Origin of the sequence: Zavarzinia sp. CC-PAN008 (assembly GCF_051903925.1) — a bacterium.
Taxonomy (GTDB): domain Bacteria; phylum Pseudomonadota; class Alphaproteobacteria; order Zavarziniales; family Zavarziniaceae.
In genome coordinates this window covers 2,627,558-2,652,796 of the sequence record NZ_CP173678.1, presented here as the reverse complement: position 1 = coordinate 2,652,796, position 25,239 = coordinate 2,627,558, and the positions used below count along the sequence as shown (strand labels likewise).

Annotated in this window: 26 protein-coding genes; 17 read left to right on the top strand and 9 right to left on the bottom strand. The window is 69.2% G+C overall.

The annotated features are described in order from the left end of the window. Positions 1 to 15 precede the first annotated feature (15 nt). Together ACI6GS_RS12460 and ACI6GS_RS12455 are read left to right on the top strand one after the other, a co-directional pair. Positions 16 to 1,113 (top strand): quaternary amine ABC transporter ATP-binding protein, encoded by a 1,098-nt coding sequence (locus tag ACI6GS_RS12460; RefSeq protein WP_439813771.1) that lies wholly within the window; start codon positions 16 to 18, stop codon positions 1,111 to 1,113. A gap of 13 nt (positions 1,114 to 1,126) precedes the next feature. Then, positions 1,127 to 3,133: an ABC transporter permease gene (locus ACI6GS_RS12455; RefSeq protein ID WP_439813770.1), complete on the top strand. Its 2,007-nt coding sequence runs from the start codon at positions 1,127 to 1,129 to the stop codon at positions 3,131 to 3,133. Position 3,134: 1 nt separating this feature from the next. Here the strand turns inward: ACI6GS_RS12455 and ACI6GS_RS12450 are convergent, their stop codons facing one another. The 4 genes from ACI6GS_RS12450 to katG all read right to left on the bottom strand — a co-directional run bounded on the left by ACI6GS_RS12450 (position 3,135) and on the right by katG (position 6,672). Then, on the bottom strand, positions 3,135 to 3,452 hold the full coding sequence (locus tag ACI6GS_RS12450; RefSeq protein WP_439813769.1) for an ArsR/SmtB family transcription factor: 318 nt from the start codon (positions 3,450 to 3,452) through the stop codon (positions 3,135 to 3,137). A 1-nt stretch (position 3,453) separates the two neighbouring features. After that, complete coding sequence (locus tag ACI6GS_RS12445; protein WP_439813768.1) at positions 3,454 to 3,903, bottom strand: SRPBCC family protein; 450 nt, start codon at positions 3,901 to 3,903, stop codon at positions 3,454 to 3,456. A gap of 67 nt (positions 3,904 to 3,970) precedes the next feature. Further along, positions 3,971 to 4,366, bottom strand: a complete 396-nt coding sequence (locus ACI6GS_RS12440) for an MAPEG family protein (RefSeq protein WP_439813767.1) — start codon at positions 4,364 to 4,366, stop codon at positions 3,971 to 3,973. An 83-nt stretch (positions 4,367 to 4,449) separates the two neighbouring features. After that, positions 4,450 to 6,672 (bottom strand): catalase/peroxidase HPI, encoded by a 2,223-nt coding sequence (gene katG, locus ACI6GS_RS12435; RefSeq protein ID WP_439813766.1) that lies wholly within the window; start codon positions 6,670 to 6,672, stop codon positions 4,450 to 4,452. 102 nt (positions 6,673 to 6,774) lie between these two features. On the opposite strand from katG, the gene ACI6GS_RS12430 reads away from it, so the two are divergent. After that, positions 6,775 to 7,680 carry a LysR substrate-binding domain-containing protein gene (locus ACI6GS_RS12430; protein WP_439813765.1) on the top strand — a complete coding sequence of 302 codons (906 nt, stop codon included), beginning with the start codon at positions 6,775 to 6,777 and terminating at the stop codon, positions 7,678 to 7,680. Positions 7,681 to 7,724: 44 nt separating this feature from the next. On the opposite strand, the gene mltG is transcribed toward ACI6GS_RS12430, so the two are convergent. The 5 genes from mltG to fabD form a co-directional block, all read right to left on the bottom strand. Next, positions 7,725 to 8,702: an endolytic transglycosylase MltG gene (mltG, locus tag ACI6GS_RS12425; protein ID WP_439813764.1), complete on the bottom strand. Its 978-nt coding sequence runs from the start codon at positions 8,700 to 8,702 to the stop codon at positions 7,725 to 7,727. 10 nt (positions 8,703 to 8,712) lie between these two features. Beyond that, positions 8,713 to 9,978, bottom strand: a complete 1,266-nt coding sequence (gene fabF / locus ACI6GS_RS12420) for a beta-ketoacyl-ACP synthase II (protein WP_439813763.1) — start codon at positions 9,976 to 9,978, stop codon at positions 8,713 to 8,715. Positions 9,979 to 9,983: 5 nt separating this feature from the next. Continuing rightward, positions 9,984 to 10,220: an acyl carrier protein gene (locus ACI6GS_RS12415; RefSeq protein ID WP_439813762.1), complete on the bottom strand. Its 237-nt coding sequence runs from the start codon at positions 10,218 to 10,220 to the stop codon at positions 9,984 to 9,986. 157 nt (positions 10,221 to 10,377) lie between these two features. Next, a complete protein-coding gene (fabG, locus tag ACI6GS_RS12410) occupies positions 10,378 to 11,115 on the bottom strand; it encodes a 3-oxoacyl-[acyl-carrier-protein] reductase (protein WP_439813761.1) in 738 nt (245 codons plus the stop codon). Between the two features lie 12 nt (positions 11,116 to 11,127). Then, entirely contained in the window at positions 11,128 to 12,066 is a 939-nt protein-coding gene (fabD, locus tag ACI6GS_RS12405) for an ACP S-malonyltransferase (RefSeq protein ID WP_439813760.1), read from the bottom strand. Between the two features lie 282 nt (positions 12,067 to 12,348). On the opposite strand from fabD, the gene rpsF reads away from it, so the two are divergent. The 14 genes from rpsF to ACI6GS_RS12335 all read left to right on the top strand — a co-directional run bounded on the left by rpsF (position 12,349) and on the right by ACI6GS_RS12335 (position 25,237). Beyond that, complete coding sequence (gene rpsF, locus ACI6GS_RS12400) at positions 12,349 to 12,795, top strand: 30S ribosomal protein S6 (RefSeq protein ID WP_439813759.1); 447 nt, start codon at positions 12,349 to 12,351, stop codon at positions 12,793 to 12,795. A 2-nt stretch (positions 12,796 to 12,797) separates the two neighbouring features. Further along, positions 12,798 to 13,055, top strand: coding sequence for a 30S ribosomal protein S18 (rpsR, locus tag ACI6GS_RS12395; protein ID WP_439817961.1), 258 nt, complete (start codon positions 12,798 to 12,800; stop codon positions 13,053 to 13,055). Positions 13,056 to 13,109: 54 nt separating this feature from the next. Then, the gene (locus ACI6GS_RS12390) at positions 13,110 to 14,111 is read left to right on the top strand and encodes a DUF2232 domain-containing protein (RefSeq protein WP_439813758.1); all 1,002 of its coding nucleotides are present in this window, start codon (positions 13,110 to 13,112) and stop codon (positions 14,109 to 14,111) included. 4 nt (positions 14,112 to 14,115) lie between these two features. Beyond that, entirely contained in the window at positions 14,116 to 14,742 is a 627-nt protein-coding gene (gene rplI, locus ACI6GS_RS12385; RefSeq protein ID WP_439813757.1) for a 50S ribosomal protein L9, read from the top strand. A gap of 207 nt (positions 14,743 to 14,949) precedes the next feature. After that, on the top strand, positions 14,950 to 16,458 hold the full coding sequence (locus ACI6GS_RS12380; RefSeq protein ID WP_439813756.1) for a replicative DNA helicase: 1,509 nt from the start codon (positions 14,950 to 14,952) through the stop codon (positions 16,456 to 16,458). Between the two features lie 134 nt (positions 16,459 to 16,592). After that, positions 16,593 to 17,714, top strand: coding sequence for an alanine racemase (gene alr / locus ACI6GS_RS12375; RefSeq protein ID WP_439813755.1), 1,122 nt, complete (start codon positions 16,593 to 16,595; stop codon positions 17,712 to 17,714). Continuing rightward, entirely contained in the window at positions 17,711 to 18,511 is an 801-nt protein-coding gene (locus ACI6GS_RS12370; protein WP_439813754.1) for an MlaE family ABC transporter permease, read from the top strand. Before alr ends, ACI6GS_RS12370 begins: the two co-directional genes overlap by 4 nt. Next, positions 18,508 to 19,296 carry an ABC transporter ATP-binding protein gene (locus ACI6GS_RS12365; protein WP_439813753.1) on the top strand — a complete coding sequence of 263 codons (789 nt, stop codon included), beginning with the start codon at positions 18,508 to 18,510 and terminating at the stop codon, positions 19,294 to 19,296. Before ACI6GS_RS12370 ends, ACI6GS_RS12365 begins: the two co-directional genes overlap by 4 nt. Before the next feature lie 5 nt (positions 19,297 to 19,301). Continuing rightward, positions 19,302 to 20,663, top strand: a complete 1,362-nt coding sequence (gene radA, locus ACI6GS_RS12360; RefSeq protein WP_439813752.1) for a DNA repair protein RadA — start codon at positions 19,302 to 19,304, stop codon at positions 20,661 to 20,663. Positions 20,664 to 20,668: 5 nt separating this feature from the next. Next, positions 20,669 to 21,433: a CvpA family protein gene (locus tag ACI6GS_RS12355; RefSeq protein WP_439813751.1), complete on the top strand. Its 765-nt coding sequence runs from the start codon at positions 20,669 to 20,671 to the stop codon at positions 21,431 to 21,433. 59 nt (positions 21,434 to 21,492) lie between these two features. Continuing rightward, on the top strand, positions 21,493 to 22,950 hold the full coding sequence (purF, locus tag ACI6GS_RS12350) for an amidophosphoribosyltransferase (protein WP_439817960.1): 1,458 nt from the start codon (positions 21,493 to 21,495) through the stop codon (positions 22,948 to 22,950). A 99-nt stretch (positions 22,951 to 23,049) separates the two neighbouring features. Beyond that, positions 23,050 to 23,784 (top strand): SDR family NAD(P)-dependent oxidoreductase, encoded by a 735-nt coding sequence (locus tag ACI6GS_RS12345; RefSeq protein WP_439813750.1) that lies wholly within the window; start codon positions 23,050 to 23,052, stop codon positions 23,782 to 23,784. A 38-nt stretch (positions 23,785 to 23,822) separates the two neighbouring features. Then, the gene (locus ACI6GS_RS12340) at positions 23,823 to 25,058 is read left to right on the top strand and encodes an FAD-binding domain-containing protein (protein WP_439813749.1); all 1,236 of its coding nucleotides are present in this window, start codon (positions 23,823 to 23,825) and stop codon (positions 25,056 to 25,058) included. A gap of 2 nt (positions 25,059 to 25,060) precedes the next feature. After that, the gene (locus ACI6GS_RS12335) at positions 25,061 to 25,237 is read left to right on the top strand and encodes a DUF2256 domain-containing protein (RefSeq protein ID WP_439813748.1); all 177 of its coding nucleotides are present in this window, start codon (positions 25,061 to 25,063) and stop codon (positions 25,235 to 25,237) included. Positions 25,238 to 25,239 lie beyond the last annotated feature (2 nt).

The following is a 25,239-nucleotide window of genomic DNA, read 5'->3' as shown; positions in this document are numbered from 1 at the left end:
GGCCAGCGGTCGCACATGGATGCGCTGCGCGAGCCGGATCCCGCCATCCTGGCGGGACCGGACAAGGGTCGGGGCCGGGCCATGGACGAGATCGTCCTGGCCTGCCGCGACGTGTGGAAGGTCTATGGCCCGCGCGCCGCTGACGTGCTGCGCGCCAATCCGGCGCCGACGGCGGAGGAGCTGAAGGCAGCACACCTGATCGGCGCGGTGCGTGCCGCCGACGTCGAAGTCAGGCGTGGCGAGATCTTCATCATCATGGGCCTGTCAGGGTCGGGCAAGTCCACCCTGGTCCGCTGCATGTCGCGCCTGATCGAGCCGACGCAGGGGGACGTCTTCTTCGAGGGGCGCAGCCTGCTGCGTGCCAGCGAGAAGGAGCTGATCGAGATCCGCCGGCACAAGATGGGCATGGTCTTCCAGAACTTTGCTCTGCTGCCGCATCGCACCGTGCTGGGCAATGTCGCCTTTCCGCTGGAGATCCAGGGCGTCGGCCGGGCCGAGCGCGAGCGCCGGGCCCAGGCGGTGATCGAGCTGGTCGGCCTGTCGGGCCGGGAACGCTACTACCCGCGCGAGCTGTCGGGCGGCCAGCAGCAGCGCGTCGGCATCGCCCGCAGCCTGGCGGCCGAGCCCGACCTGTGGTTCCTGGACGAGCCGTTCTCCGCCCTCGACCCCCTGATCCGGCGCGAGATGCAGAGCGAGTTCCTGCGCCTGCAACGCCTGCTGCACAAGACGATCGTCTTCATCACCCACGATTTCGACGAGGCGATCCGCCTGGCCGACCGCATCGCCATCATGAAGGACGGCGCCATCGTCCAGATCGGCACGCCCGAGGACCTGGTGATGAATCCGGCCACGGACTACGTGGCTGAGTTCACGCGGGAGGTGGCCCGCGCCAAGGTCATCTCCGTCGCCAGCGTCATGACGCCGGCCCTGGCGACCGCCCTGGGGCCAGCGGTCCTGGCCACCAACCGGATCGGCGACATCGCGGACCGGGCCGTATCCTCCCCCCTGCCGCTGGCGGTGCAGGACGGGCATGGCGGCCTGGTGGGCCAACTGGAGCGGGAAGCCGTGATCGCCGTGCTGGCCGGGACTGCGGCCCCGCCTGCGCGACGCTGAGCCGACCGCTGCGATGAGTACCTCAAGCCCCAGCATCGCCTTCGCCTCCAGCTGGCCGCGCCAGCGCGCGCCCGCGCTGGAGGTGCTGGCCGGGATCCTGGTCCTGGCCGCCATTCCCTATCTTTGGCCCCAGGCGTTTCCCTGGGCGATCAAGTACCCGGCAGCGCTTGTCGTGCCGCTGGCCGACTGGGTCCGTGACGGCCTGATGTGGCTGGTCCGCCTGGAGCTCTACACGGGCGAGGACGGCGTGCCGGTGACGATGCGCGACATGACGCGTGCGGTGGCCGGCATCATGAAATGGCCGCTTGGCCTGTCCGATGGCCTGCTGGCGACCGGGTTCGAGCTGGGCGGCCTGACCGTGCCGCCCCTGTCCTGGGTCGGCATCACCTGCGCCGTCGCCGCCTGGGGCTGGGCCCTGGGCGGGCGTGGGCTGGCTTTGCTGGGCCTGGTCGCATGCCTGTACATCGCCGCCTTCGGGCAGTGGCAGAACGCCATGATCACCGTGTCGCAGATCGTGATCGTGGTGCCGCTGGGCACCGCATTGGGGCTGGCGCTGGGCATTGCGGCCTGGCGGTCGGCCCGGGTGCGGGCATTCGTCGTGCCGACGCTCGACCTGATGCAGACGATCCCGACCTTTGCCTACCTGGTGCCGATCCTGTTCCTGATCGGCGTCGGCCCGGTGGCCGGCGGCATCGCCACGCTGATCTATGCCATGCCGCCCATGGTGCGCGTGACGATGCTGGCGCTCGACCACCTGCCGCCCGAGCTGCAGGAGGCCGCGCGCATGGTCGGCGCCACGCCGCGCCAGGTCCTGTGGCGCGTGCTGATCCCGGCGGCCGGGCCCAGCCTGATGGTTGGCGTGAACCAGGTCATCATGCTGTCGCTCAACATGGTGATCATCGCAGCCCTCGTCGGCGGCGGCGGCCTTGGTTTCGTCGTGATCTCGGCCCTGCGGCAGGCCAATGGCCTGGGGCCGGGGCTGGAGGCGGGACTGGCCGTCGTCGCCATCGCGATCGTGCTCGACCGCTACAGCCAGGCAGCGGCCCGCCTGACGCCTGCCCACGACCCCGCCGTGCGGCGACAGCGGCGGCAGCTGCTCTGGCTGGGCGTCGCCGCCCTGGTCCTGTTCACGCTGCTGGCCCTGGCCGTGCCGGAGTTGGGGCGCCTGCCGCGCGACTGGCGCGTGACCACCGGCCCGTTCTGGGAAGTGGTGATCGATTTCGTGACCCGGACGATGTTCGACACGACGGAGGCGATCCGCGTCTTCCTGATCCTCAACATCCTGAGGCCCACGAAGGAGTTCCTGATCGGCTTTCCCTGGCCCGCCTTCCTGGCGCTGGGCGCGCTGGCGGGCTGGCGCGTCGGCGGCTGGCGCCTGGCGCTGGGGATCGTGGGACTGCTGGGCTTCATTCCCCTGACCGGCCTGTGGGTCAAGGGCATGACGACGATCTACCTGTGCGGGATCTCCGCCCTGTTCGCAGTCCTGCTCGGCCTGCCGCTGGGGCTGCTCGCGGCCTCGTCGGAGCGCTGGCACCGCGCCCTGGGCGCCGTGTGCGACACGCTGCAGACCTTGCCCAGCTTCGTCTATCTGCTGCCGGTGGTGATGCTGTTCCGCGTGGGCGACGTGTCGGCCATGATCGCCGTCGTCGCTTATGCCATCGTGCCGGCCATCCGCTATACCGACTATGGCCTCAGGCGCGTGCCGCAGGATCTGGTCGAGGCGTCGCTGATGGCGGGGTCCACCCGGCGCCAGACCTTGTGGAAGGTCAAGCTGCCCCTGGCCTTGCCTGAGATCATGCTGGGCATCAACCAGGTCATCATGATGGCGCTCAGCATGCTGGTCATCACTTCGCTCGTCGGCACCGACGACCTGGGCAAGCAGGTGCAGATGGCGATCACCAAGGTCGAGCCCGGCATGGGCTTGGTTGCGGGCTTTGCCATCGCCTTCCTGGGCATCGCTTCCGACCGCCTCCTGGCCGCCTGGGCCGCGCGGCGGAAACGGGAACTGGGCCTGACCTGACCTAGTCCTCGACGAACGCGCGCAGCCGGCCGATGGCGTCGTCCCACTGGGCAGAGACGGTGTCCAGCCAGGTCCGCGCCACCGCCACGGCGTCGGGCGCGTAGGCATAGCGGGCCTCGCGCCCGACGCGGATGCTGCGCACCAGGCCGGCGCGCTCCATGACCTGAAGGTGCTTGGTGACGGCCTGCCGCGTCAGGTGCGTCTCGCCCGAGAGGTGGGAGATCGAGTGCGCCTCTCCCCCGCTCAGGCGCTTCAGCAGGGCCAGGCGCGTGCCGTCGCCCAGGGCTGCGAACACCGCCGCCGGCTCGACCGCCGCCATGTCAGCCCTCCACGAAAGCGGCGATGTTCTGCGCCTGGATGTCCCACCCCTGCGTATTGCTGCGCAACGCCTCCAGCCGGCGGGGATCGGGAATGGCGTCGAAGCCGCTTTCGGTGATGGTCAGGCGTGTGCCGCCATCGCCCAGCGGCTCCAGCCGGAATTCCACGCGCGTCGTCGGCTGCTCATCCGGCGGCAGTGCCGAATTCTCATCGAAATCATGCCAGCGAAAGGCGAGCCGCCGCTCCGGCTCCACCGCCTCGACCGTGGCCAGCCAGGGCATGTGTTCGTAGCCCGGATAGGTCATATGCCCGGTCGAACGCTCTCCAGCGACAAAGGGCTGGTCCAGCTTCACCCGGAACCAGGTCCCGAATGCCACATGATCGCCAATGGCGCGCCAGACCCTGGCAATCGGCGCCTTCAATTCGACGACCTTCACGATGCGATCCGTCATTGCGCAACCTCCTGGTTGCGCGAAAGATCGCAACAAGGGTCCGAATTCGCAACCATTTTGTTGCGCTTCAGCCAACCACCGCGATTTGCGCCAGGACCATGGCCAGGCCCAGGGTCGCGATGTTCCACGAGAAGGTGCGCAACCACACGACACCGGCGGCATAAAGCGGCAGGAACATCACGCGCCCCGCCATGTAGATCACGCTCCCCCACAGGCTCAGCGTGCCAAAGCCGTCGAGCACCGCCAGCATCAGCACGGACGCGGCGAAGAACGGGAACGTCTCCATGAAGTTGGCCTGCGCCCGGCTCAGCCGGCCGGCGATACCGCTGGGGCGCAGGTCCTCGTCCCGTGGCCCCACGGTATAGCGGTTGCCGACCTGCGCCTTGAACGCGAAGGACGCCGCCGACAGGTGGACCAGGCCCAGGATCATGGCCCCGAACAGGCACCAGAGCTCGACCGTCATGGGCCCCCTCCCCGCAAATACGAACCCGGGCAGGCGGCCCAAGGGGTGAGCGTCGCTGCACCCACCCCTTGGGCCCCGTGGTGCTACGCCGTGGCGTGCACCAGGTCGTAGCGGTCGGCGTCCATCACCTTGGTCCAGGCGGCGACGAAGTCACGGACGAACTTCGCGTCCGCATCGGCACTGCCATAGACCTCCGCCACCGCGCGCAGTTCGGAGTTGGAGCCGAAGATCAGGTCGACGCGCGTCGCCGTCCACTTCGGCTCCCCCGTCCTGCGGCAGCGGCCGGTGAACTCCGCCTCGTCCGCGCCGGTCGCCGTCCATGCGGTGCCCATGTCGAGCAGGTTGACGAAGAAGTCGTTGCTCAACGCCTCCGGCCGCTTGGTGAAGACGCCATGCTGAACGCCGCCCGCATTGGCGCCCAGCACGCGCAAGCCACCGACCAGCACCGTCATTTCCGGCGCGGTCAACGTCAGCAGCTGGGCCTTGTCGATCAGCATCGCCTCGGCCGGGATGCTGAAACGGCCCTTCAGGTAGTTGCGGAAGCCATCGGCCACCGGCTCCAGCACGGCGAAGGATTCGACGTCCGTCTGTTCCTGGGTGGCGTCACCCCGGCCGGGGGAAAACGGCACCGTGACGTGGTGACCGGCATTGGCCGCCGCCTTCTCGACCGCGGCCGAACCGGCCAGCACGATCAGGTCGGCGAGCGAGATGCGCTTGGCCCCCGTCTGCCCAGCGTTGAAGTCCGCCTGGATGCCTTCCAGCACAGAGAGCACGTGCGCCAGCTGCTCAGGCTGGTTCACGGCCCAATCCTTCTGCGGCGTTAGGCGGATGCGCGCGCCATTGGCGCCGCCCCGCTTGTCCGAGCCGCGGAAGGTCGAGGCCGAGGCCCAGGCCGTCGCCACGAGCTGCGCCACCGACAGGCCAGAGGCGAGCACCTTGGCCTTGAGCGCGGCCACGTCCTGCTCGTCGACCAGCGGGTGGTCGACGGCGGGAATCGGGTCCTGCCAGATCAGCTCCTCCGCCGGCACCTCCGGCCCCAGATAGCGGGCGCGCGGACCCATGTCGCGATGGGTCAGCTTGAACCAGGCGCGGGCGAAGGCGTCGGCGAACTGGTCCGGATGCTGCAGGAACCGGCGCGAGATCTTCTCGTATTCGGGATCGAAGCGCAGGGCCAGATCCGTCGTCAGCATGGACGGGGCCCGACGCTTCTCCGGATCGAACGGATCGGGCACCGTATTGGCGCCGGCGCCGCCCTTTGGCGTCCACTGGTGGGCGCCGGCCGGGCTCTTGGTCAGCTCCCATTCATAGCCGAACAGGTTCCAGAAGAAATTGTTGCTCCACTGCGTGGGCGAACTGGTCCAGATCACCTCCAGCCCACTGGTGATCGTGTCGGCCCCCCGCCCCGTGCCATAGGTGCTGTTCCAGCCAAAGCCCTGGTCGGCGATGCCGGCCGCCTCCGGCTCCGGCCCGACATGGGTCGCGGGGCCGGCGCCATGGGTCTTGCCGAAGGTGTGGCCGCCGGCGATCAGCGCGACCGTCTCCTCGTCGTTCATCGCCATGCGTGCGAAGGTTTCGCGGATGTCGCGCGCAGCGGCGACCGGGTCCGGGTTGCCGTTTGGTCCTTCCGGGTTCACGTAGATCAGGCCCATCTGCACCGCGGCCAGCGGGTTCTCAAGGTCGCGGTCGCCCGAGTAGCGTTCGTCCGCCAGCCAGGTCTTCTCGGCCCCCCAGTAGACGTTCTCCTCCGGCTCCCACACGTCGGGCCGGCCGCCGGCAAAGCCGAACGTCTTGAAGCCCATCGACTCCAGCGCGACATTGCCGGCCAGAATCATCAGGTCGGCCCAGGAAATGTGCCGCCCGTACTTCTGCTTGATCGGCCACAGCAGGCGCCGCGCCTTGTCCAGGCTGACATTGTCGGGCCACGAATTCAGGGGCGCGAAGCGCTGCTGGCCGGCACCCGCGCCGCCGCGCCCGTCGCCCGTGCGATAGGTGCCCGCGCTGTGCCACGCCATGCGGATGAACAGCGGCCCATAATGGCCAAAATCGGCGGGCCACCAGTCCTGCGAATCGGTCATCAGCGCCTTCAGGTCGGCCTTGACCGCCGCCAGGTCCAGGCTCCTGAAGGCTTCGGCATAGTCGAAGTCCGGATCCATCGGATCGGACAGCGCCGAATTCTGCCGGAGGATCTTCAGGTTCAGCTGGTTCGGCCACCAGTCGCGGTTCGTGGTGCCGCCGCTGGCCGTGTGGTTGAACGGACACTTACCCGCGGCCGGGGCCGCGTCCGGGGTCGATGCGCTATCGGTCATGTCTGGGCCCTCCTCCAGATGGCTGGACCCCAGGATCGCCCTGGCGGCGCGCCCCGGTCCAATCAGTTCCCTTCCCCATCACGATCAGCATAGCTTATCTCCATGCCGACTTTGAGACAGCTTCGCTACCTGGTTGCACTCGACGACCATGGCCATTTCGGGCGTGCGGCCGAGGCCTGCCACGTCTCCCAGCCGGCCCTGTCGATGCAGATCCGGGAGCTGGAGGCGGAGCTGGGCCTGGTCCTGGTGGAGCGCGCACGCAACGCCACGATGCTGACCGATGCCGGGACAGAGATCGCGGCCCGTGCCCGCACCGTGCTGGCCGGTGTCCATGACATCGAGGCGCTGGCCGGACGCCGGCAGGGCGTGCTGGCGGGCCCCTATGCGCTGGGAATCATTCCCTCGGTGGCGCCGTTCCTGCTGCCGCGCCTGCTGCCCACCCTGCGCGCCCAGCATCCGTATCTGGACCTCCGCCTGCGCGAATCCGTGACTGCGACGCTGCTGGCGGAGCTTGCCGATGGTCGGCTGGACGCCGTCATCGCCGCCCTCCCGCTGGATGCGCCCGATCTGGTGACGGAAGCATTGTTCGACGATCCCTTCCTGATCGCGCGGCCGCGGGCCACGCGGGGTGCGGCGCCGCAATTGTCGCTGGCCGAGCTTGCCGCAGGGGAGTTGCTGCTGCTGGAGGAAGGGCATTGCCTGCGCGACCAGGCCCTGGCCGTCTGCGGACAGGTGCGCCCCGGCACCCTGTCCAGCTATGGCGCCACCAGTCTTGCCACGCTGGTCCAGCTTGTGGCGGCCGGCCTGGGTGTCACGCTCGTCCCCGCGCTGGCTGCGGAGGCCATGGCCGACCCGCGGGTGGAGTTGTGCCGTCCCGCCGGCACGCAGGCCAGCCGGACCATTGGCCTGGCCTGGCGCGGCACCTCGCCCCGGGCGGACGACCAGCGCGCCCTGGCGCGCCTGGTCCGCGGCACGATGACGGCGCCCGCGCCCGCCGGCACGGCGTGAGGGCAGGTCGGCTCGGGCGGTTCCCTGTCAGGAGCGAGTCCCAGTCAGGGGACGGTTTGGCTGCGCTGCTGCTCGATCCGGCGCCAGGCCCGGACATTGGCATTGTGCTCCGGCAGGGTCCGGGCAAAGGCGTGGCCTCCCGTGCCATCGGCCACGAAGTAGAGGTCCTGGGTCGCTTCCGGCTGCAGCGTCGCGGCGATCGCCGCACGTCCCGGATTGGCGATCGGCGCCGGCGGCAGGGCCTTGATCGTGTACGTGTTGTAGGCGGTGGGCGCCTGTAGGTCGGCCGTCGTCAGCGGGCGACCCAGCGGACGCTGCCCCTGCGTGATGCCATAGGCGACGGTCGGATCCGACTGCAGCGGCATCCCCAGGCGCAGGCGATTGATGAACACGCCGGCCACCCGCGCGCGCTCCGCCGCGACGCCCGTTTCCTTCTCCACGATGGAGGCCAGGACCAGCGCCTCCTCCGGCGTCGCCAGCGGCAGGTTGGGGGCCCGCCCCTGCCACAGTTCGGCCAGGACCTGGCGCCGCGCGGCCAGCATGCGATCCAGCACGGCGCTGCGCCTGTCGCCATGTGCGAAGTGATAGGTTTCGGGCAGGATGGCCCCTTCCGGCGGGGGCGCCGGGACGTCGCCGTCCAGGTGCGGCTCAGCCGCCAGCAGGGCGATCACCTCGACGCTCGTCAGCCCTTCCGGCACCGTCAGGCGCCGCACCAGGGTCATGCCCTGCCGCATCATCCAGGCGATCTCGGCCATCGTCGCCCGAGCCGGGACGACGTATTCTCCGGCCTGGAAACCCCGACCGCCGATCGCGGTGCTGACGGCCAGGAACACTAGAGCCGAATCGATGACGCCCGCCTGCTCCAGACGGGCCGCGATCTGCTCCGAGCCCAGGCCCCGCTCGATCACCAGCGTGGTGTCGCCGGCCGCCGGCCCGGGTGCCGACCAGTGCTGGGCAAGCCAGGCAACGCCCCCGCCCGCCAGCAGGACGAGCAGGAGCAGGACAGCCAGAAGGCGGCGCATGGCCGCCGCCTCAGGCTACGCGGCGCAGGATCAGCGTGGCGTTGGTGCCGCCAAAGCCGAACGCGTTCGACATCGCGATGTCGATCTGCCGCTGCTGCGCCTGGTGCGGCACCAGGTCGATGCCCGTGCAGCTTTCGGAGGGGTTGTCCAGGTTCAGCGTGGGCGGCGCCACGCCGTCGCGAATCGCCAGGATGGAGAAGATGGCCTCCACGCTTCCGGCGGCGCCCAGCAGGTGGCCGATCGCCGACTTGGTCGACGACATGGCAACGCGGCCCGCGGCATTGCCCAGGAAGCGCTTCACCGCGCCGAATTCGATCTCGTCGCCCAGCGGGGTCGAGGTGCCATGCGCATTGACATAGTCGATGGCGCTGGTCTCGATCTGCGCACGCTTCAGCGCCGCCGTCATCGCCCGGAAGGCGCCATCGCCGTTCTCGGACGGGGACGTGATGTGATAGGCGTCGCCCGACAGTCCATAGCCGATCACCTCGGCATAGATCTTGGCGCCGCGCCGCTTGGCATGCTCGTACTCCTCGAGCACGACGATGCCGGAGCCCTCGCCCATGACGAAACCATCGCGGTCCTTGTCCCAGGGGCGCGACCCCTTGGTCGGCTCGTCGTTGTAACCGGTCGAGAGCGCCCGCGCCGCGGCAAAGCCCGCCAGGCCGATGCGGCAGATGGCGGCTTCCGCACCGCCAGCCACCATAACGTCGGCATCGTCGAAGGCGATCAGCCGGGCCGCATCGCCGATCGCGTGCGCGCCCGTGGCACAGGCCGTGACCGGTGCGTGGTTCGGTCCCTTGAAGCCGTAGCGGATCGAGACGTGCCCGGACACCAGGTTGATCAGCCGGCCGGGGATGAAGAACGGGCTGATGCGCCGCGGCCCCTTCTCCGCCAGCAGGAGCGAGGCTTCCTCGATTCCCGGAAGACCGCCAATGCCGGAGCCGATCATCACGCCGGTCCGCAGGCGCTCCTCCTCCGAGGGCGCGGTCCAGCCGGCATCCTCGACCGCCTGCTGGGCGGCCGCGATGCCATAGATGATGAAGTCGTCGACCTTGCGCTGCTCCTTGGGCTCCATCCACTGGTCGGCATTGAACGTGCCGTCCGTGCCGTCGCCCAGGGGGACTTCACAGGCGATCTTGACCGGCAGGTCGTCGACCGCAACGCGGGTAATGCGGCCAGCACCCGATTGCCCCGCAATCAGGCGCTGCCACGTGGTGTCGACCCCGCTGCCAAGCGGGGTGACAAGGCCCAAGCCGGTGACGACAACCCTGCGCATAGTGCTCAGGCCTGATGTTCCTTGATGTATTCGATGGCGTCCTTGACGGTCAGGATCTTCTCCGCCGCGTCGTCCGGGATCTCGCACCCGAACTCCTCCTCGAACGCCATCACGAGTTCGACCGTGTCGAGGCTGTCCGCCCCCAGGTCGTCGATGAAGCTGGCGCTCTCGACGACCTTGTCCTCGTCGACGCCAAGGTGCTCCACAACGATCTTCTTAACCCGGTCAGCAATGTCGCTCATCGTTTGCCCCTCAAAGTAGCTGGCCCTAGTGGTCGCGTATTATGACGCTGAAGCGCGGGATCTGTACTGCAAGAGGCCCCGTTTTCGCGACGCAGCAGACGCGGCTGTATCACGATTCAGGACGCTGTTCCAGTGCAGCCCAAAAGAGTCGGACGCTTCAGATCATCGCCATGCCGCCATTCACGTGAACGGTCTGCCCGGTCACGTAGCTGGCTTCGTCGCTGGCGAGGTAGACGACCGCACCTGCGATATCCTTTGAATCACCCATGCGACCGGCGGGAATCCGCTCGGTCAGGGCGCTCTTGCGTGCGTCGTCCAGGACGTCCGTCATCGCCGTCGCGATGAAGCCCGGCGCCACGCAATTGACGGTAATGCCCCGGCTGGCGACTTCCGCCGCCAGCGACTTGGTCAGGCCGGTCAGGCCCGCCTTGGACGCAACATAGTTCGCCTGGCCGGGATTGCCGACCCAGCCGACGACAGAGGTGATGGAGATGATGCGGCCATGCCGGCGCTTCATCATGCCCCGCAGCACGCCCCGCGCCAGCTTGAACGACGCGCCCAGGTTGACGGCGATGACCTCGTCGAAGTCCTCGTCCTTCATGCGCACGGCCAAGCCATCGCGGGTCAGGCCGGCATTGTTCACCAGGATGTCGACCTGCCCCAGCGCCTTCTCGGCCGCTGTCGCCAGGGCCTCGGCCCCGCCGGCAGCACCCAGGTCGCCGACCAGGACGTGGGCCCGCTCGCCAAGCTCGGCAGCCAGGGCCTCCAGCGCGTCCGCCTTGCGGCCGGCCAGGCCCACCACGGCCCCCTGCGCATGCAGCGCACGCGCGATCGCCCCGCCAATGCCACCGGATGCGCCGGTGACCAGGGCCTTGCGCCCCGAAAGGTCGAACATCGGCACCACTCCCTAAAGCGTCTTGAGGAAGGCTTCGAGGTCCTGCGGCGTGCCGACGCCGACCAGGGCCATGTCCTTCGCGATGCGCTTGGCGATGCCGGCCAGCACCTTGCCGGCGCCGACCTCGACCTGGGTCGCGATTTCGCGCGCGGCCAGGAATTCCACCGTCTCGCGCCAGCGCACCAGGCCCGTCACCTGCTCCACCAGCTGGCGGCGGATGGTCTCGGGATCGCTGGTCGGCGTCGCGGTGACGTTGGCGATCAGCGGAAGCGTCGGCGGCGCCAGCACCACCTTCTCCAGGGCTTCCGCCATGGCATCGGCCGCCGGCTGCATCAGCTTGCAATGGAACGGCGCAGAAACCGGCAGCGGCATCGACTTCTTGCCGCGTGCCTTGACCAGGGCGGTGGCGCGCTCGACCGCCGCCTTGGCCCCGCTGATCACGACCTGGCCCGCGCCATTGTCGTTGGCCGGCTGGACGATCTCGCCCTCCGCTGCCTCCTTCGTGATCTCCTCGACCACGTCCAGGTCCAGGCCCAGCACGGCGGCCATGGCCCCCTCGCCCACCGGCACCGCCTTCTGCATCGCCAGGCCGCGGATGCGCAGCAGGCGCGCCGTCTCGGCCAGCGGCAAAGCGCGGGCGGCGGCCAGCGCCGAATATTCGCCCAGCGAATGCCCGGCAACGAAGCTGCCCAGGTCGGCCAGTGACTTGCCCGATTCCGATTCGATGGCGCGCGCCGCCGCCAGGCTGACCGTCATCAGCGCGGGCTGCGTGTTCTGGGTCAGCTTGAGCTCGTCTTCAGGCCCCTCGAAGATGAGGCGCGAAAGATGCTCGCCCAAGGCGTCGTCGACTTCCTCGAAGACGGCGCGAGCGGAAGGGAATGCGTCCGCCAGGGCGCGGCCCATGCCGACCACCTGGGACCCCTGACCGGGGAAGACAAAGGCGCGTGTCATGCGGCGGGAGCAATGCACAGCGAACCGCGACCCTGTCAAGCGAGAGGACAGGAGCACGCTTCACCAGTGCAACAGGTCAGCCGTCGGCCACTGCCTTTGCGCGTACCGCGGCCTTGGCCACCCGGACTTCCGCACCGGTCGCCATTGCTTCCCCGACGCGCCTGTGTATAGTGCGCCGCTTCTCCTTGCCGGCATCGGGCCGGCTGGGCCCGACCGGCTGTTTGCAGTTTCGGCTGTCTCCAGCTCCGGGCCATCAAGAGCCATAAGGAGGCTGTTGAGCCTATGCCGCTCTATGAGCATGTCTTTGTCGCGCGCCAGGACGTCTCGTCGTCCCAGGTCGAGGCGCTCGCCGAATCCTTCGCCAAGGTCGTGACCGACAATGGCGGCAGCGTCACCAAGACCGAGTCCTGGGGCCTGCGCAACCTCGCCTACCGGATCAAGAAGAACCGCAAGGGCCACTACGTCCACTTCAACCTGGACGCGCCCGTCATCGCGATTTCCGAGCTGGAGCGCAATCAGCGCATCAACGAGGACATCATCCGCTACCTGACCATCAAGGTCGAGGAGCTGAACGCCGGCCCGTCAATCATGATGCAGGTCAAGGCCGCCCGCGAAGAGCGGGCCCGCCGCGAAGGCACCGGCCGATATGACCGCGATCGTCGCGACCGCGACGAGCGTGAGACCGAAGAGCCGGCCGCGGCCGCCGCTCCGGCAGGAGACGCAGCATGAGCATGGGCATGGGTGGTGGTGGCGGCGCCGGTGGCGCCCGTCGTCCGTTCTTTCGTCGGCGCAAGACCTGCCCGTTCTCGGGCCCCAACGCGCCCAAGATCGACTACATGGACGTGAAGCTGCTGCAGCGCTTCATGTCCGAGCGGGGCAAGATCGTGCCGTCGCGCATCACGGCGGTGTCCGCCAAGAAGCAGCGCGAACTGGCCCAGGCGATCAAGCGGGCGCGTCAGCTGGCGCTGCTGCCCTACCTGATCAAGTAGGCGGGGCCCGGGCATTGCCCGGGATTCGCTGAGGTCCGAGGAGCAAGGCAGGCGATGCCAAGGCAGATGCTGATGGCGGTGATCGCGGGCCTTGCCGCGGGCGCGCTGGCGCTGGTGGGGGGACGACCCGACACCGCCGCCTCCGTGCCGATCCTGGGCCTGCTGGCCAGCCTGCCCTTGTTCCTGGCAAGCCTGTCCGGCGGCGTGCAGGCCAGCCTGGTCGCCGGAGGTGTTGCCACGCTGCTGTCGGCGGTACTGACGCAGTCGCTGGCGGGTGCGCTGTATTTTGCCGTGGTCTATGCGCTGGCACCGGTCGTCATCACCCGGCAGGCCCTGCTGTTCCGCAGCGTCGCCACCGGGGCGCCCGACGATGGCGGACCGGAGGCAGTCGGCCCGGACCAGGGTCAGGCCGAGGCGGTCGAGTGGTATCCGCCCGGCCGCCTGCTGGCCCTGGCGACGGCACTGGCGGTTGGCGGCTTCGTGCTGATCTGGTCGCTGACCGGGGGGGAGCTGCGCGACCTGGTCGCCGGCGGGCTGGACGCCCTGCTGGCGGAGATCCGGACCCAGGTCGCGGATCCGCGGTCTGCGGCGGCGTTCGAAGCGGCGGCCGGGGTCCTGCGCACCCTGCTCCCGGGCATGGTGGGCGCGCTCTGGCTGGGCCTGTTGATCGGGAACGGCCTGTTGGCGCAGGCCATCCTGCGGGCGTCCGGCCGGGCCTTGCGGCCTACGCCGCGGGCGGCGGAGTTGCACCTGCCGCGGCTGGTGCCGCTGGCCTTCGGTGTCGCGCTGGCCTTTGGCCTGATGGGTGGCGAAGGGGGTTTCATTGGCTCGAACCTCGCGGTGATCCTGGCGATCCCGCTGATGGTCCAGGGCTTTGCGGTGGTGCACCGCGCAAGCCGGGCGTGGCCCGCCCGGCCATGGGTACTGGGAGCGGTCTATGCGCTGGCCTTCGTGCTGAGCTGGCCGCTCCTGATGATGGTGGTTTTGGGAACTGCTGATTGTCTGCTCCGGACCGGGCCGCGGCCTGCGTACTCCGGACCTGGGAAGAAGGACTGAACCGATGGACGTGATTCTGCTGGAGCGGATCGAGAAGCTGGGACAGATGGGCGAGGTCGTCCGCGTGAAGGACGGCTATGCGCGCAACTTCCTGTTCCCCCGGCGCAAGGCCCTGCGCGCGACCAAGGAGAACGTGAAGCAGTTCGAGACGCAGCGCGTCCAGCTTGAGACGCGCAATCTCGAGGCGAAGGGCGAGGCGGCCAAGGTCGGCGCGAAGATGGAGGGCGTCAGCATCGTCGCCGTCCGCCAGGCCAGCGAATCGGCCCAGCTCTATGGCTCGGTCAGCGCCCGCGACGTGGCCGAGGGCCTGACCGAGGCCGGCTACTCGACCGAGCGCCGCCAGGTCCTGCTGGACGCCCCGCTGAAGACGCTTGGCGTGCACCAGGTGCGCGTGGCCCTGCACCCCGAGGTGATCGTGACGGTCAATGTGAACGTCGCCCGCTCCGAGGCCGAGGCCGAGCTCCAGGCCGCCAGCGGTGAAGCCTTCGTTGCGACCGGTGCAGATGCCGAGGAACTGCTGAACGACGAGGAAGCGCTGGCCCAGGCCGAGCGCGCCGAGGCCCGTGCCCGCCGCGAGGCCGCCCGCGCCGCCGAGCGTGCCGCCGAGCAGGGTGGCGAGATCGAGGCCTGAGCCTTGCCGGCGCGCGCGTCTTGCGCGCGCGGACTTGCAGGCTGGAACGTCAGCGGCCGCGGAGCCATTCCGCGGCCGTTCTCGTTTGGCGATCGACGCCGGTACTTATCCCCAGAACCATCCCCGATTCATCCCCTGCCCTCAGATTCCTGGGGACGGATGACCGCTGCCCTCACGGGCGGGGTCCCGGCGCGGTAGACTGCCCCGATGGATCAGCGTAGAGGCGGCCTGGCCGCGATTCCGACCGGTGCCAGTCCGGAGCAGTCCGAGACCTGGCGCAGCCCGCCCCGCAATGTGGAGGCGGAGCAGGCCCTGCTGGGGGCCATCCTGGTCAACAACGAAGCCATCTCGCGCGTCGTCGGCTTCCTGCGGGCGGAGCATTTCTTCGAGCCCATCCACCAGCGCATCTACGAAGCCGCCAGCCGCATGATCGACCGCCAGCAACTGGCGAACCCGATCACGCTGAAGGCCTTCTTCGAGCGCGACCAGGGGCTGGCCGAGATCGGCGGCCCCGCCTATCTGGCGCGCCTGGCGACGGCTGCCACGACCATCATCAATGCCGAGGACTATGCCCGGCAGATCTATGACCTGGCGCTGCGCCGCAGCCTGATCCAGGTGGGCGAAACCCTGGTCAACCAGGCCTATGACCCGGACATCGAATCAAGCGCCAACGACCAGATCGAGCATGCCGAGCAGGCGCTGTTCGAACTGGCGGAAAAGGGCGAGAACGAAGGCGGCTTCCAGTCGTTCTACCGTTCGCTGACGACCGCCGTGCAGCAGGCGGAGGCGGCGTTCAAGCGCGATGGCAAGCTGACGGGCGTCAATACCGGGCTGGACGACCTGAACCGCATGCTGGGTGGCCTGCACCCGTCCGACCTCATCATCCTGGCCGGCCGCCCTGGCATGGGCAAGACAGCGCTGGCCGCCAATATCGGCTTCAACGCCGCCAACGCCCGGCGCAAGGCATTGGCCAACGGGGTGGAGCCGGAACTGGCGCTGGACGGGGCCGTGGTCGGCTTCTTCTCGCTGGAAATGTCGTCGGAGCAGCTCGCCACACGCATGCTGGCCGACCATTCCGGGATCACGACCGAGCGCATCCGCCGCGGCCAGCTGGGGCGCGAGGACTTTGTCCGCCTGGTCGAATCGGCGTCGGAGATCGAGCAGACTCCGTTCTTCATCGACGCCACGCCCGGCATCTCGATGCCGACCCTGCGCAACCGCGCCCGCCGCCTGAAGCGGACGCAGGGCCTGGGCCTGATCGTGGTCGACTACCTGCAGCTGATCGAGGGCAAGGGGCGTGGCGACAACCGCGTGCAGGAAATCTCCGAGATCAGCCGCGGCCTCAAGATCCTGGCCAAGGAACTGAACGTGCCCGTGCTGGCCCTGTCGCAGCTGAGCCGCAAGCCGGAAGAGCGCGACGACAAGCGGCCCCAATTGGCGGACCTGCGCGAATCGGGCTCGATCGAGCAGGACGCCGACCTGGTCCTGTTCGTCTATCGCGACGAATACTATCTCCAGCGCAAGGAGCCGCCCGCCGGCACGGCCGAGCATGCCGCCTGGCAGGCCGAGATGGACAAGGTGCACAACATCGCGGAGGTCTTGGTCGCCAAGAACCGCCACGGCCCGACGGGCAAGGTCGAGCTGTCGTTCGAGGGCGAGTTCACACGCTTTGGCAACCTTGCCCATCGCGACCGCTTCCCCGACCCCGAATACTGAGGCGCTAGGCCGGCCAATGGGCGGGACAAAGCGACGCGCGCGGGCGCCGCGGGACGGGCCGGCACTGTTCGCAGGCGCCAAATCGGGGATGATGCGCCGCAGCATCCAGCCGTCCAGCCGGAGACGATGACACCATGCCCGCCAGCGTGCCTGCCCCCCTGTCCGCGACCGTTCCCGCCAACCGGCTGATCGTGGACCTGGACGCGCTGGTGGCGAACTGGCGCCGGCTGGACCGTCTTTCGGGCCAGGCGGAATGCGGGGCGGCGGTGAAGGCCGACGCGTACGGCCTGGGCCTGGTCCCGGTGGCCAAGGCGCTTGCAGGCGCCGGCTGCCGCACCTTCTTCGTGGCGCACGCCCAGGAAGCGATCGCGCTGCGCGCCGCCCTGGCGGACGTGCGGATCGTCGTGCTGCACGGTGTCCTGGCGGGGGAGGAAAAGGCGCTGGCCGCCGCGCACATCCTGCCCGCCCTCAACGACCTGGGCCAGGTCGCCCTGTGGCGCGGCGCCGCAAACGCCCTGGGCCGTCCCCTGCCCGCCTTCCTGCAGGTCGATACCGGCATGAACCGCCTGGGCCTGCCGGAGGAGGAAGTGGCGGCGGTCGAGCGTGACCCCGACCTGCTCGCCGGCGTCGCGCTCCAGGCGGTGATGAGCCACCTCTACTGCGCCGACCAGCCGGGCCATGCCGCCAATGGTGCGCAACTGGCGCGGTTCCGCGCCATCCGCGCCCGCCTGCCCTATGCGCCGGGCAGCCTTGCCAACTCCGCCGGGATCCTGCTTGGCGGCGACTACGCCTTCGACCTGGTGCGGCCAGGCATCGCCCTTTATGGCGCGCGCGCCCGCGATGGCGACACCGGCTTCTGCCCGGTTGTCCGCCTGCAGGGCCGGATCCTTCAGGTTCATGACATTGACCAGGGCGAGACGGTCGGCTACGGTGCCGCCCACCGATCGGCCGGACCAGCAAAAATCGCAACAGTGGCAATGGGTTACGCGGACGGATATCCTCGCGCCGCCAGCGGGCGTGGGCGTGCCTGGCTGAACGGGCAGCCCGTGCCGGTGGTTGGCCGCGTGTCGATGGACCTGATCACGGTCGACGCGACCGCCGCGGCCGCGCACGCGGTGCCGGGGGCGAGCATCGACTTCCTTGGTCCTGACGAGACGATCGACGACCTGGCAGCGGCGTCCGGCATGTTCTCGTACGAGATCCTGACCAGGCTGGGCAGCCGCCTCACACGCTCCTATGTCGGTGGCGCATCGTGAGCCGCACGTCCGTCTTCCTGGAGCGCAACCCCCTCGCCCTGATCGGGCGGGTGATCCTGCATTTCTGCGAATCGCTGGGCCATTGGGTGCTGTTCACCGGGCGGGCGCTGGCGCATGTGGTGATGCCGCCCTTCTATCCGCGGGCGATCGGCCGCCAGTTGATGGAGATCGGCTACTTCTCCCTGCCGGTCGTGGGCCTCACCGCGTTCTTCACCGGCATGGTGCTGGCGCTGCAGATCTATGTCGGCTCCTCGCGCTTCAACGCGGAGGACACGATCGCCACCATCGTGGTGATTGCCATCGTGCGCGAACTGGGCCCCGTCCTCGGCGGCCTGATGGTCGCCGGCCGGGTGGCGGCGGCCATGGCGGCGGAGATCGGCACGATGCGCGTGACCGAACAGATCGACGCGCTGACCACGCTTTCGACCAACCCGTTCAAGTACCTGGTGGCGCCGCGCCTGATCGCGGCGACGGTGGCCCTGCCTTTGCTGGTGCTGGTGGCCGACATCATCGGCGTGATGGGCGGCTACGTCATCGGCACGCAGCGCCTGGAATTCAACTATGCCAACTACCTGAAGCGGACGCTGGACTACCTTGAGTACAGCGACGTCGTCTCCGGCCTGGTCAAGGCCGGGGTGTTCGGCTTCCTGATCGCGCTGATGGGCTGCTACCACGGCTACAACTCGAAGGGCGGCGCCCAGGGCGTGGGCCAGGCCACCACCAATGCCGTCGTGTCCGCCTCCATCCTGATCCTGATCGCGAACTACGTGATCACGGAACTGTTCTTCGCCCGATGACCACCCCCAAGCTGGTCCTGCGCGGCGTCGTCAAGCGCTTCGGCCACAAGACCGTCCTCGACGGCATCGACCTGGAGATCGACGCCGGCCAGTCCCTGGTCGTGATCGGCGGCTCCGGGACCGGCAAGTCCGTCATGCTGAAATGCATCCTGGGTCTGATCCAGCCTGATGCGGGGCAGATCCTGCTGGACGGGCGCAACATGCTGGAGCTGTCGCGCACAGAGCGCGAGACGCAGATGCGCCGCTTCGGCATGCTGTTCCAGGGTGCCGCCCTGTTCGACAGCCTGCCGGTCTGGGAAAACGTCGCATTCGGGCTCGTCAACGGCCGCGGCATGACCCGGCGGCAGGCCAAGCCCCTGGCGATCGAGACGCTGGCCCGCGTGGGCCTTGGGCCGGATGTCGGTGAATTGCGGCCGTCCGAACTGTCGGGCGGCATGCAGAAGCGCGTGGCCCTCGCCCGGGCGGTCGCGACCGAACCCGAGATCATCCTGTTCGACGAGCCGACCACGGGCCTGGACCCGATCATGGCGGACGTGATCAACGACCTGATCGTCGACTGCACCAAGGGCGATGGCGCGCGGGGTCAGGCCTCGACCACGCTTTCCATCACCCACGACATGGCCAGCGCGCGCAAGATCGCGGACAAGATCGCCATGATCTACAAGGGCCGGATCATCTGGTGCGGCCCCGCCGCCCAGGTCGACGACAGCGGCAACCCCTTCGTCGACCAGTTCATCCACGGCCGCGCCGAAGGGCCGATCCGGATGGACGTCAAGCGGGCATGAGGGCCATGGCCCGGCCCGCCGAACGCTGGGTCTGCCAGGCCTGCGGAACTTCAACCTCGAAATGGGCCGGCCGGTGCGAGGCCTGCGGCGGCTGGAACACGCTGGTCGAGGAAGGTGCCGCAGCCCCGATTCCGGGCGGCCTGAAGTCGCTGAAGGGGCGCAAGCTGGACCTTGTGGCGCTGGATGGGCCCATTCCCGTGGCGCCGCGCTTCTCGACCGGCATTGGCGAACTGGACCGCGTGACCGGTGGCGGCCTGGTCCCTGGCTCCGCCGTGCTGATCGGCGGCGATCCGGGCATCGGCAAGTCGACCCTGTTGCTGCAGGCCATGGCGCTGATCGCGAAGGCCGGCCACAACGCCGCCTATATCTCGGGTGAGGAGGCGGTCGCCCAGGTCCGCCTGCGGGCCCAGCGCCTGGGCCTGGAACAGGCGCCGCTCAAGATCGCGTCCGAGACCAGCCTGAAGGACATCCTGGCGACGCTGGACAGCGGCCCGCCCATGGCCGCGGTTGTCATCGATTCGATCCAGACCCTGCATACGGAGGACCTGGAGTCAGCCCCCGGGACCGTGTCCCAGGTGCGGACCGTAGCGGCCGAGCTGGTCCGCCTGGCCAAGCGCCGGGGCACCGCCGTCCTGCTGGTCGGCCATGTCACCAAGGAGGGCCAGATCGCCGGTCCCCGCGTCGTCGAGCACCTGGTCGACACCGTGCTCTATTTCGAGGGCGAGCGCGGTCATTCCTTTCGCATCCTGCGCGCGGTCAAGAATCGCTTCGGCGCGACGGACGAGATCGGCGTGTTCGAGATGCGCGATGTCGGCCTGGCGGAAGTGGTCAACCCCTCCGCCCTGTTCCTCAGCCAGCGCGACACGGCGGTGGCGGGTGCCGCCGTTTTTGCCGGGGTCGAGGGAACGCGGCCGCTGCTGGTCGAGATCCAGGCCCTGGTGGCGCCGGAACAGCCGGGCACGCCGCGCCGCGCCGTGGTCGGCTGGGACAGCGGGCGGCTGGCCATGACACTTGCCGTGTTGCAGACCCGGTGCGGGCTGGCCTTGAGCCAGCGTGACGTGTATCTGAACGTGGCGGGCGGCCTCCGAGTCGCGGAGCCTGCGGCCGACCTTGCCGTCGCCGCGGCGCTGCTCTCCTCGCTGGCCGACCGCAGCGTGCCGGAACACAGCATCCTGTTCGGCGAGATTGGCCTGACCGGGGAGATCCGCCGCGTCGCCCAGGCCGAAACCCGCCTGAAGGAAGCTGCGAAGCTGGGCTTCCGCAAGGCGTTCGTGCCGGCGGGGACAGCCGCGCGCCGGATCGAGGGCATGGATGTCGTCGAGGTGGCGCGCCTGCCAGAGCTGATCGCCCACGTGGTCGGGACCTGAAGACTATGGAATCCAACTGGCCGATCCATCCGGTCGATGCAGCCGTCCTGGTCATCCTGGCCCTGTCGGCGCTGTTCGCCTTCTTCCGCGGCTTCGTGCGCGAGGTCCTCTCCGTCCTGGCCTGGATCGGCGCCGCGGTCGTCGCCGTTGCCCTGCTGCCCGTCGGTCGGCCCTACGCGGCAGAGGTGATCACCAATCCGGCGATCGCGGACGCAGCGGCCGGCGTCACCATCTTTGTCATCGCGCTGATCATCTTCTCCCTGATCGGGGGCCTGATCGCGTCCCAGGTCCAGAAATCGGCGATCGGGCCGCTCGACCGCTCGCTGGGCCTGCTTTTCGGTGTGGCGCGGGGTGGACTTGTCCTGTGCATCGCCTATCTGTTGATCACGCGGCTCGATGCCTCGGACAAGGACCCGGAGTGGATGCAGCAGGCGCGCAGCCTGCCGCTGGTCAAGGCGGCGTCGGAACGGCTCTATGCCACCCTGCCGCCCGAACTGCGCCAGGAGGGCGAGGCCGCGATCGAGGCGGCGGGCCAGCAGCTGGATGGGGCCGCCCGCGCGCAGCAGGACCTCCAGCGGCTGCAGGACGCCAGCCGGCCGACACCCGCGCCAGGCTCCGCCCAGCCCGTGCCCAGCGGGTACAGCAACGAACAGCGCCAGGGCCTGGAACAGCTCTACCAGTCCCAGGGCGGCGGACTTCAGAACATCCAGCCGGGGACCAACCCGGCGACGCAGACACAGGGTCGGACCGAGGGGCAGTCGGTACCATGAGCGATCGGCCGCCGGATGCGCCGCCCGCCATGCACACTCTTGCGGTGAAGGGCCAAGCCATGCAGACGAACCCTTTCGATCACGACGGTTTTCGCGAGGAGTGCGGCGTCTTCGGCATCTGGCGGCACGAGGATGCGGCCAGCCATACGGCGCTTGGCCTGCACGCCCTGCAACATCGCGGTCAGGAAGCGGCGGGCATCGTCGCCTTTGACGGCCGGCGCTTCAACACGCACCGGGCGCTGGGCCATGTCGCCGATGCGTTCGAGACCGAGCAGGTCATGTCCCAGCTCAAGGGCTATGCCGCGGTCGGCCATGTCCGCTACGCAACGTTCGGCGACACGGTCCTGCGCAATGTGCAGCCGCTCTATGCCGACCTGTCGTTCGGCGGCTTCGCCATCGGCCACAACGGCAACCTGACCAATGCGCGGTCGCTTCGCCAGCGGCTGGTCAAGTCGGGCTGCATCTTCCAATCGACCTCGGATACCGAGGTGATCGTCCACTTGGTCGCGATCTCCGCCTATTCGACGGTGCTTGACCGGCTGATCGACGCGCTGCGCCAGATCGAAGGCGCCTACAGCCTGGTCGCCCTGACCGAGCACGGCATGATCGGCATGCGCGATCCCCTCGGCGTGCGGCCGCTGTCGCTGGGCCGCCTGCATGACGGCACCTGGATCCTGACCTCGGAGACGGTTGCCCTCGACATCATCGGCGCCGAGTTCGTGCGCGACATCGCACCCGGCGAGATCATCATCATCAATGACGAGGGGATCGAGAGCATCCACCCCTTCCCGCCAGCGCGGCGGCGCTTCTGCGTGTTCGAGCACATCTACTTCGCGCGACCCGACAGCATGGTCGAGGGCCTGAGCGTCTATGACGTACGCAAGCGGATCGGGGCCGAACTGGCGCGCGAGATGCCGGTGCCGGCCGATGTCGTGGTCCCGGTCCCCGATTCGGGCGTGCCCGCCGCGATCGGCTATGCGGCCGAAGCCGGCATCCCGTTCGAGCTGGGCATCATCCGCAACCATTATGTCGGCCGCACCTTCATCGAGCCGACGCAGCACATCCGCAACCTGGGCGTGAAGCTGAAGCACAACGCCAACCGCCTGATCATGGAAGGGCGGCGCGTCGTGCTGGTCGATGACTCGATCGTGCGCGGCACGACCTCGATCAAGATCGTCCAGATGGTGCGCGAGGCGGGCGCCACGGAAGTGCACATGCGCATTGCCAGCCCGCCGACGACGAACCCCTGCTTCTATGGCGTCGACACGCCGGAGCGGGGCCAGTTGCTGGCCGCGAACATGGACCTGGAGGCGATGCGCAAGCATATCGGCGTCGACAGCCTGGCCTTCGTCTCGATGAACGGCCTCTATCGCGCCGTGGGCGAGCGCAATGGTCGCAACGACGAATTCCCGCAATATTGCGACGCCTGCTTCACAGGCAATTATCCGATCCCGATCAGCGACCAGCAGAGCGGCTGGGAATCCGCCCAGCTATCGCTCCTGGCCGAGAGCGCTTAGGCAGCTGACGGGGGCTGTCGTCCCTGTCTTTCATCCCTCCCCCCGCGCTCACGGGGAGGAGACGATGGTCATTGAACTCGAGGACCGACCATTTCTACCGTGACTGAACTGAACGCCCGCCCGCTGGAAGGGCGGCTGGCCCTGGTCACCGGCGCATCGCGCGGGATCGGCTATGCCGCGGCGCTGGCCATCGCCAAGGCGGGTGCCCATGTCATCGCCGTGGCCCGCACCACCGGCGGGCTTGAGGAGCTGGACGACCAGATCCAGGCCGCCGGCGGCCAGGCGACGCTTGTCCCCCTGGACCTGAAGGACGAGGCCGGGATCGACCGCCTTGGCGGTGCGATCCACGAACGCTGGGGCAAGCTTGACATCCTGGTGGCCAATGCCGGGCAACTGGGCACAGTCTCCCCCCTCAGCCATGTCACGGCCAAGGCCTGGACCGAAGCCCTGAGCATCAATGTCACCGCCAACTGGCGCCTGATCCGCTCGACGGAGCCGCTGCTGCGGCTCTCCGACGCCGGCCGGGCGATCTTCGTGACCTCCGGCGCCGCGCGGCGGGCGACCGCCTATTGGGGCGTCTATGCCGCGACCAAGGCGGCGATGGAATCACTGGCCCTGACCTGGGCCAATGAGCTGGCCGAGACCGGCAACGTGAAGGTCAACCTGCTGTCGCCGGGGCCGGTGCGCACCGCGATGCGCGCCCGTGCCTTCCCCGGCGAGGATCCGGAGAGCCTGCCGGCACCGAACCTGCTGGGGCCGCTGTTCGTCAAGCTGGCCTCGCCCGGTTTCATGGGCACGGGCGAGACCCATCGCTTCGAGCTGCCCGACCTGTGACCTGACTCAGCGGGGCACGGGTCTCGTATGCTGCTGCGATGCCTGTCCCCCTGCCCCTGCCACCCGGCTTGGCGCCCGACCTGGCGCAAGTCGACTGGAGCCCGACCCGCGCCGCGGGCCTGGCCCGCCTGGCTGCCTTCCTGCCCAATGCGGGTCACGACTATGCCCATGGCCGCAATGACGACCGCGGGCCGCGGGATCGTGCCAATGTCTCCGCCCTGTCGCCCTGGATCCGCCGTCGCCTGCTGACCGAGCCGGAGGTGATCGCGGCGGCCATTGCGGCGCATGGCCCCCAGGCCGCGCACAAGTTCGTGCAGGAAGTGGTCTGGCGCAGCTACTGGAAGGGCTGGCTGGAGCAGCACCCCGCCGTCCATGCCCGCTACGAAGCACAGCGCCCAGCCATCGCCGGCGCCTGGGCGACCAATCCGCGCCTGGGTCCTCGCCTCGACGCGGCCGAGCAGGGCCGCACCGGGATTGACTGCTTCGACGCCTGGATGGGCGAACTGCGCCAGACCGGCTGGCTGCACAACCATGCGCGCATGTGGTTCGCCAGCATATGGATCTTCACCCTGCGCCTGCCGTGGGTGCTGGGCGCCGACCTGTTCCGCCGTCACCTGCTCGATTTCGACCCGGCGTCGAACACGCTGTCCTGGCGCTGGGTCGCGGGCCTGCACACACCGGGCAAGCACTACCTGGCCCGGGCCCAGAACATCCGCCGCCACACGGCGGGCCGCTTCGATCCGTCCGGGCAACTGGACGAGGCGGCATTGCCGCTGGCGGAGCCGGGCGACCCGCCCGCCCGCGCTGGCCTGCCGCGCGGCGACCGGTCGGCCGCGTCCCGCGTGGCGCTGCTGCTGACGGCCGAGGACCTGCATCCCGAAAGCTGGCCGCTTGAGGCGGACGTCGCGGGCATTGGGGCCCTGCCTGCGCTGCACGACCACGCGCCCGGCAGTCCGGCGCAGCGCTTCTCCGATGGCGCGATCCAGGATGGCCTGGCCCGCGCCGGCAGCCATTTCGGCCCCGCCGGCATGCTGGTGGACGCCGATGCCGTCGCTGAATGGGCAGCGGGGCTGGGCGTCGTTGAGGTGGTCACCGCTCTGGCCCCCCAGGGCCCGGAGGCCGCGCGCCTGGTCACGGTGGAAGCCGCGCTCGCCGCGCGTGGCATCCGCCTGGTACGCCTGCTGCGTCCGTGGGATGCCGCCGCCTGGCCCCATGCGACCGCCGGCTTCTTCCGCATGGCGCGGCAGATCCCGGCACTGGTCGCCGGGCTCTAGCCATGGCGCGGCGCAATGCCAACGGGATCCAGCCGGCCAAGGGCGACCTGCCCAGGCGGATCTGCGCGGCCTGCGGCCTGGACTTTGCCTGGCGCCGCAAATGGGCCCGCGACTGGGCCAATGTCCGCTTCTGCTCCGACCGCTGCCGTCGTGCCGGGGCGCGCACCCCACCCGCCTGAGG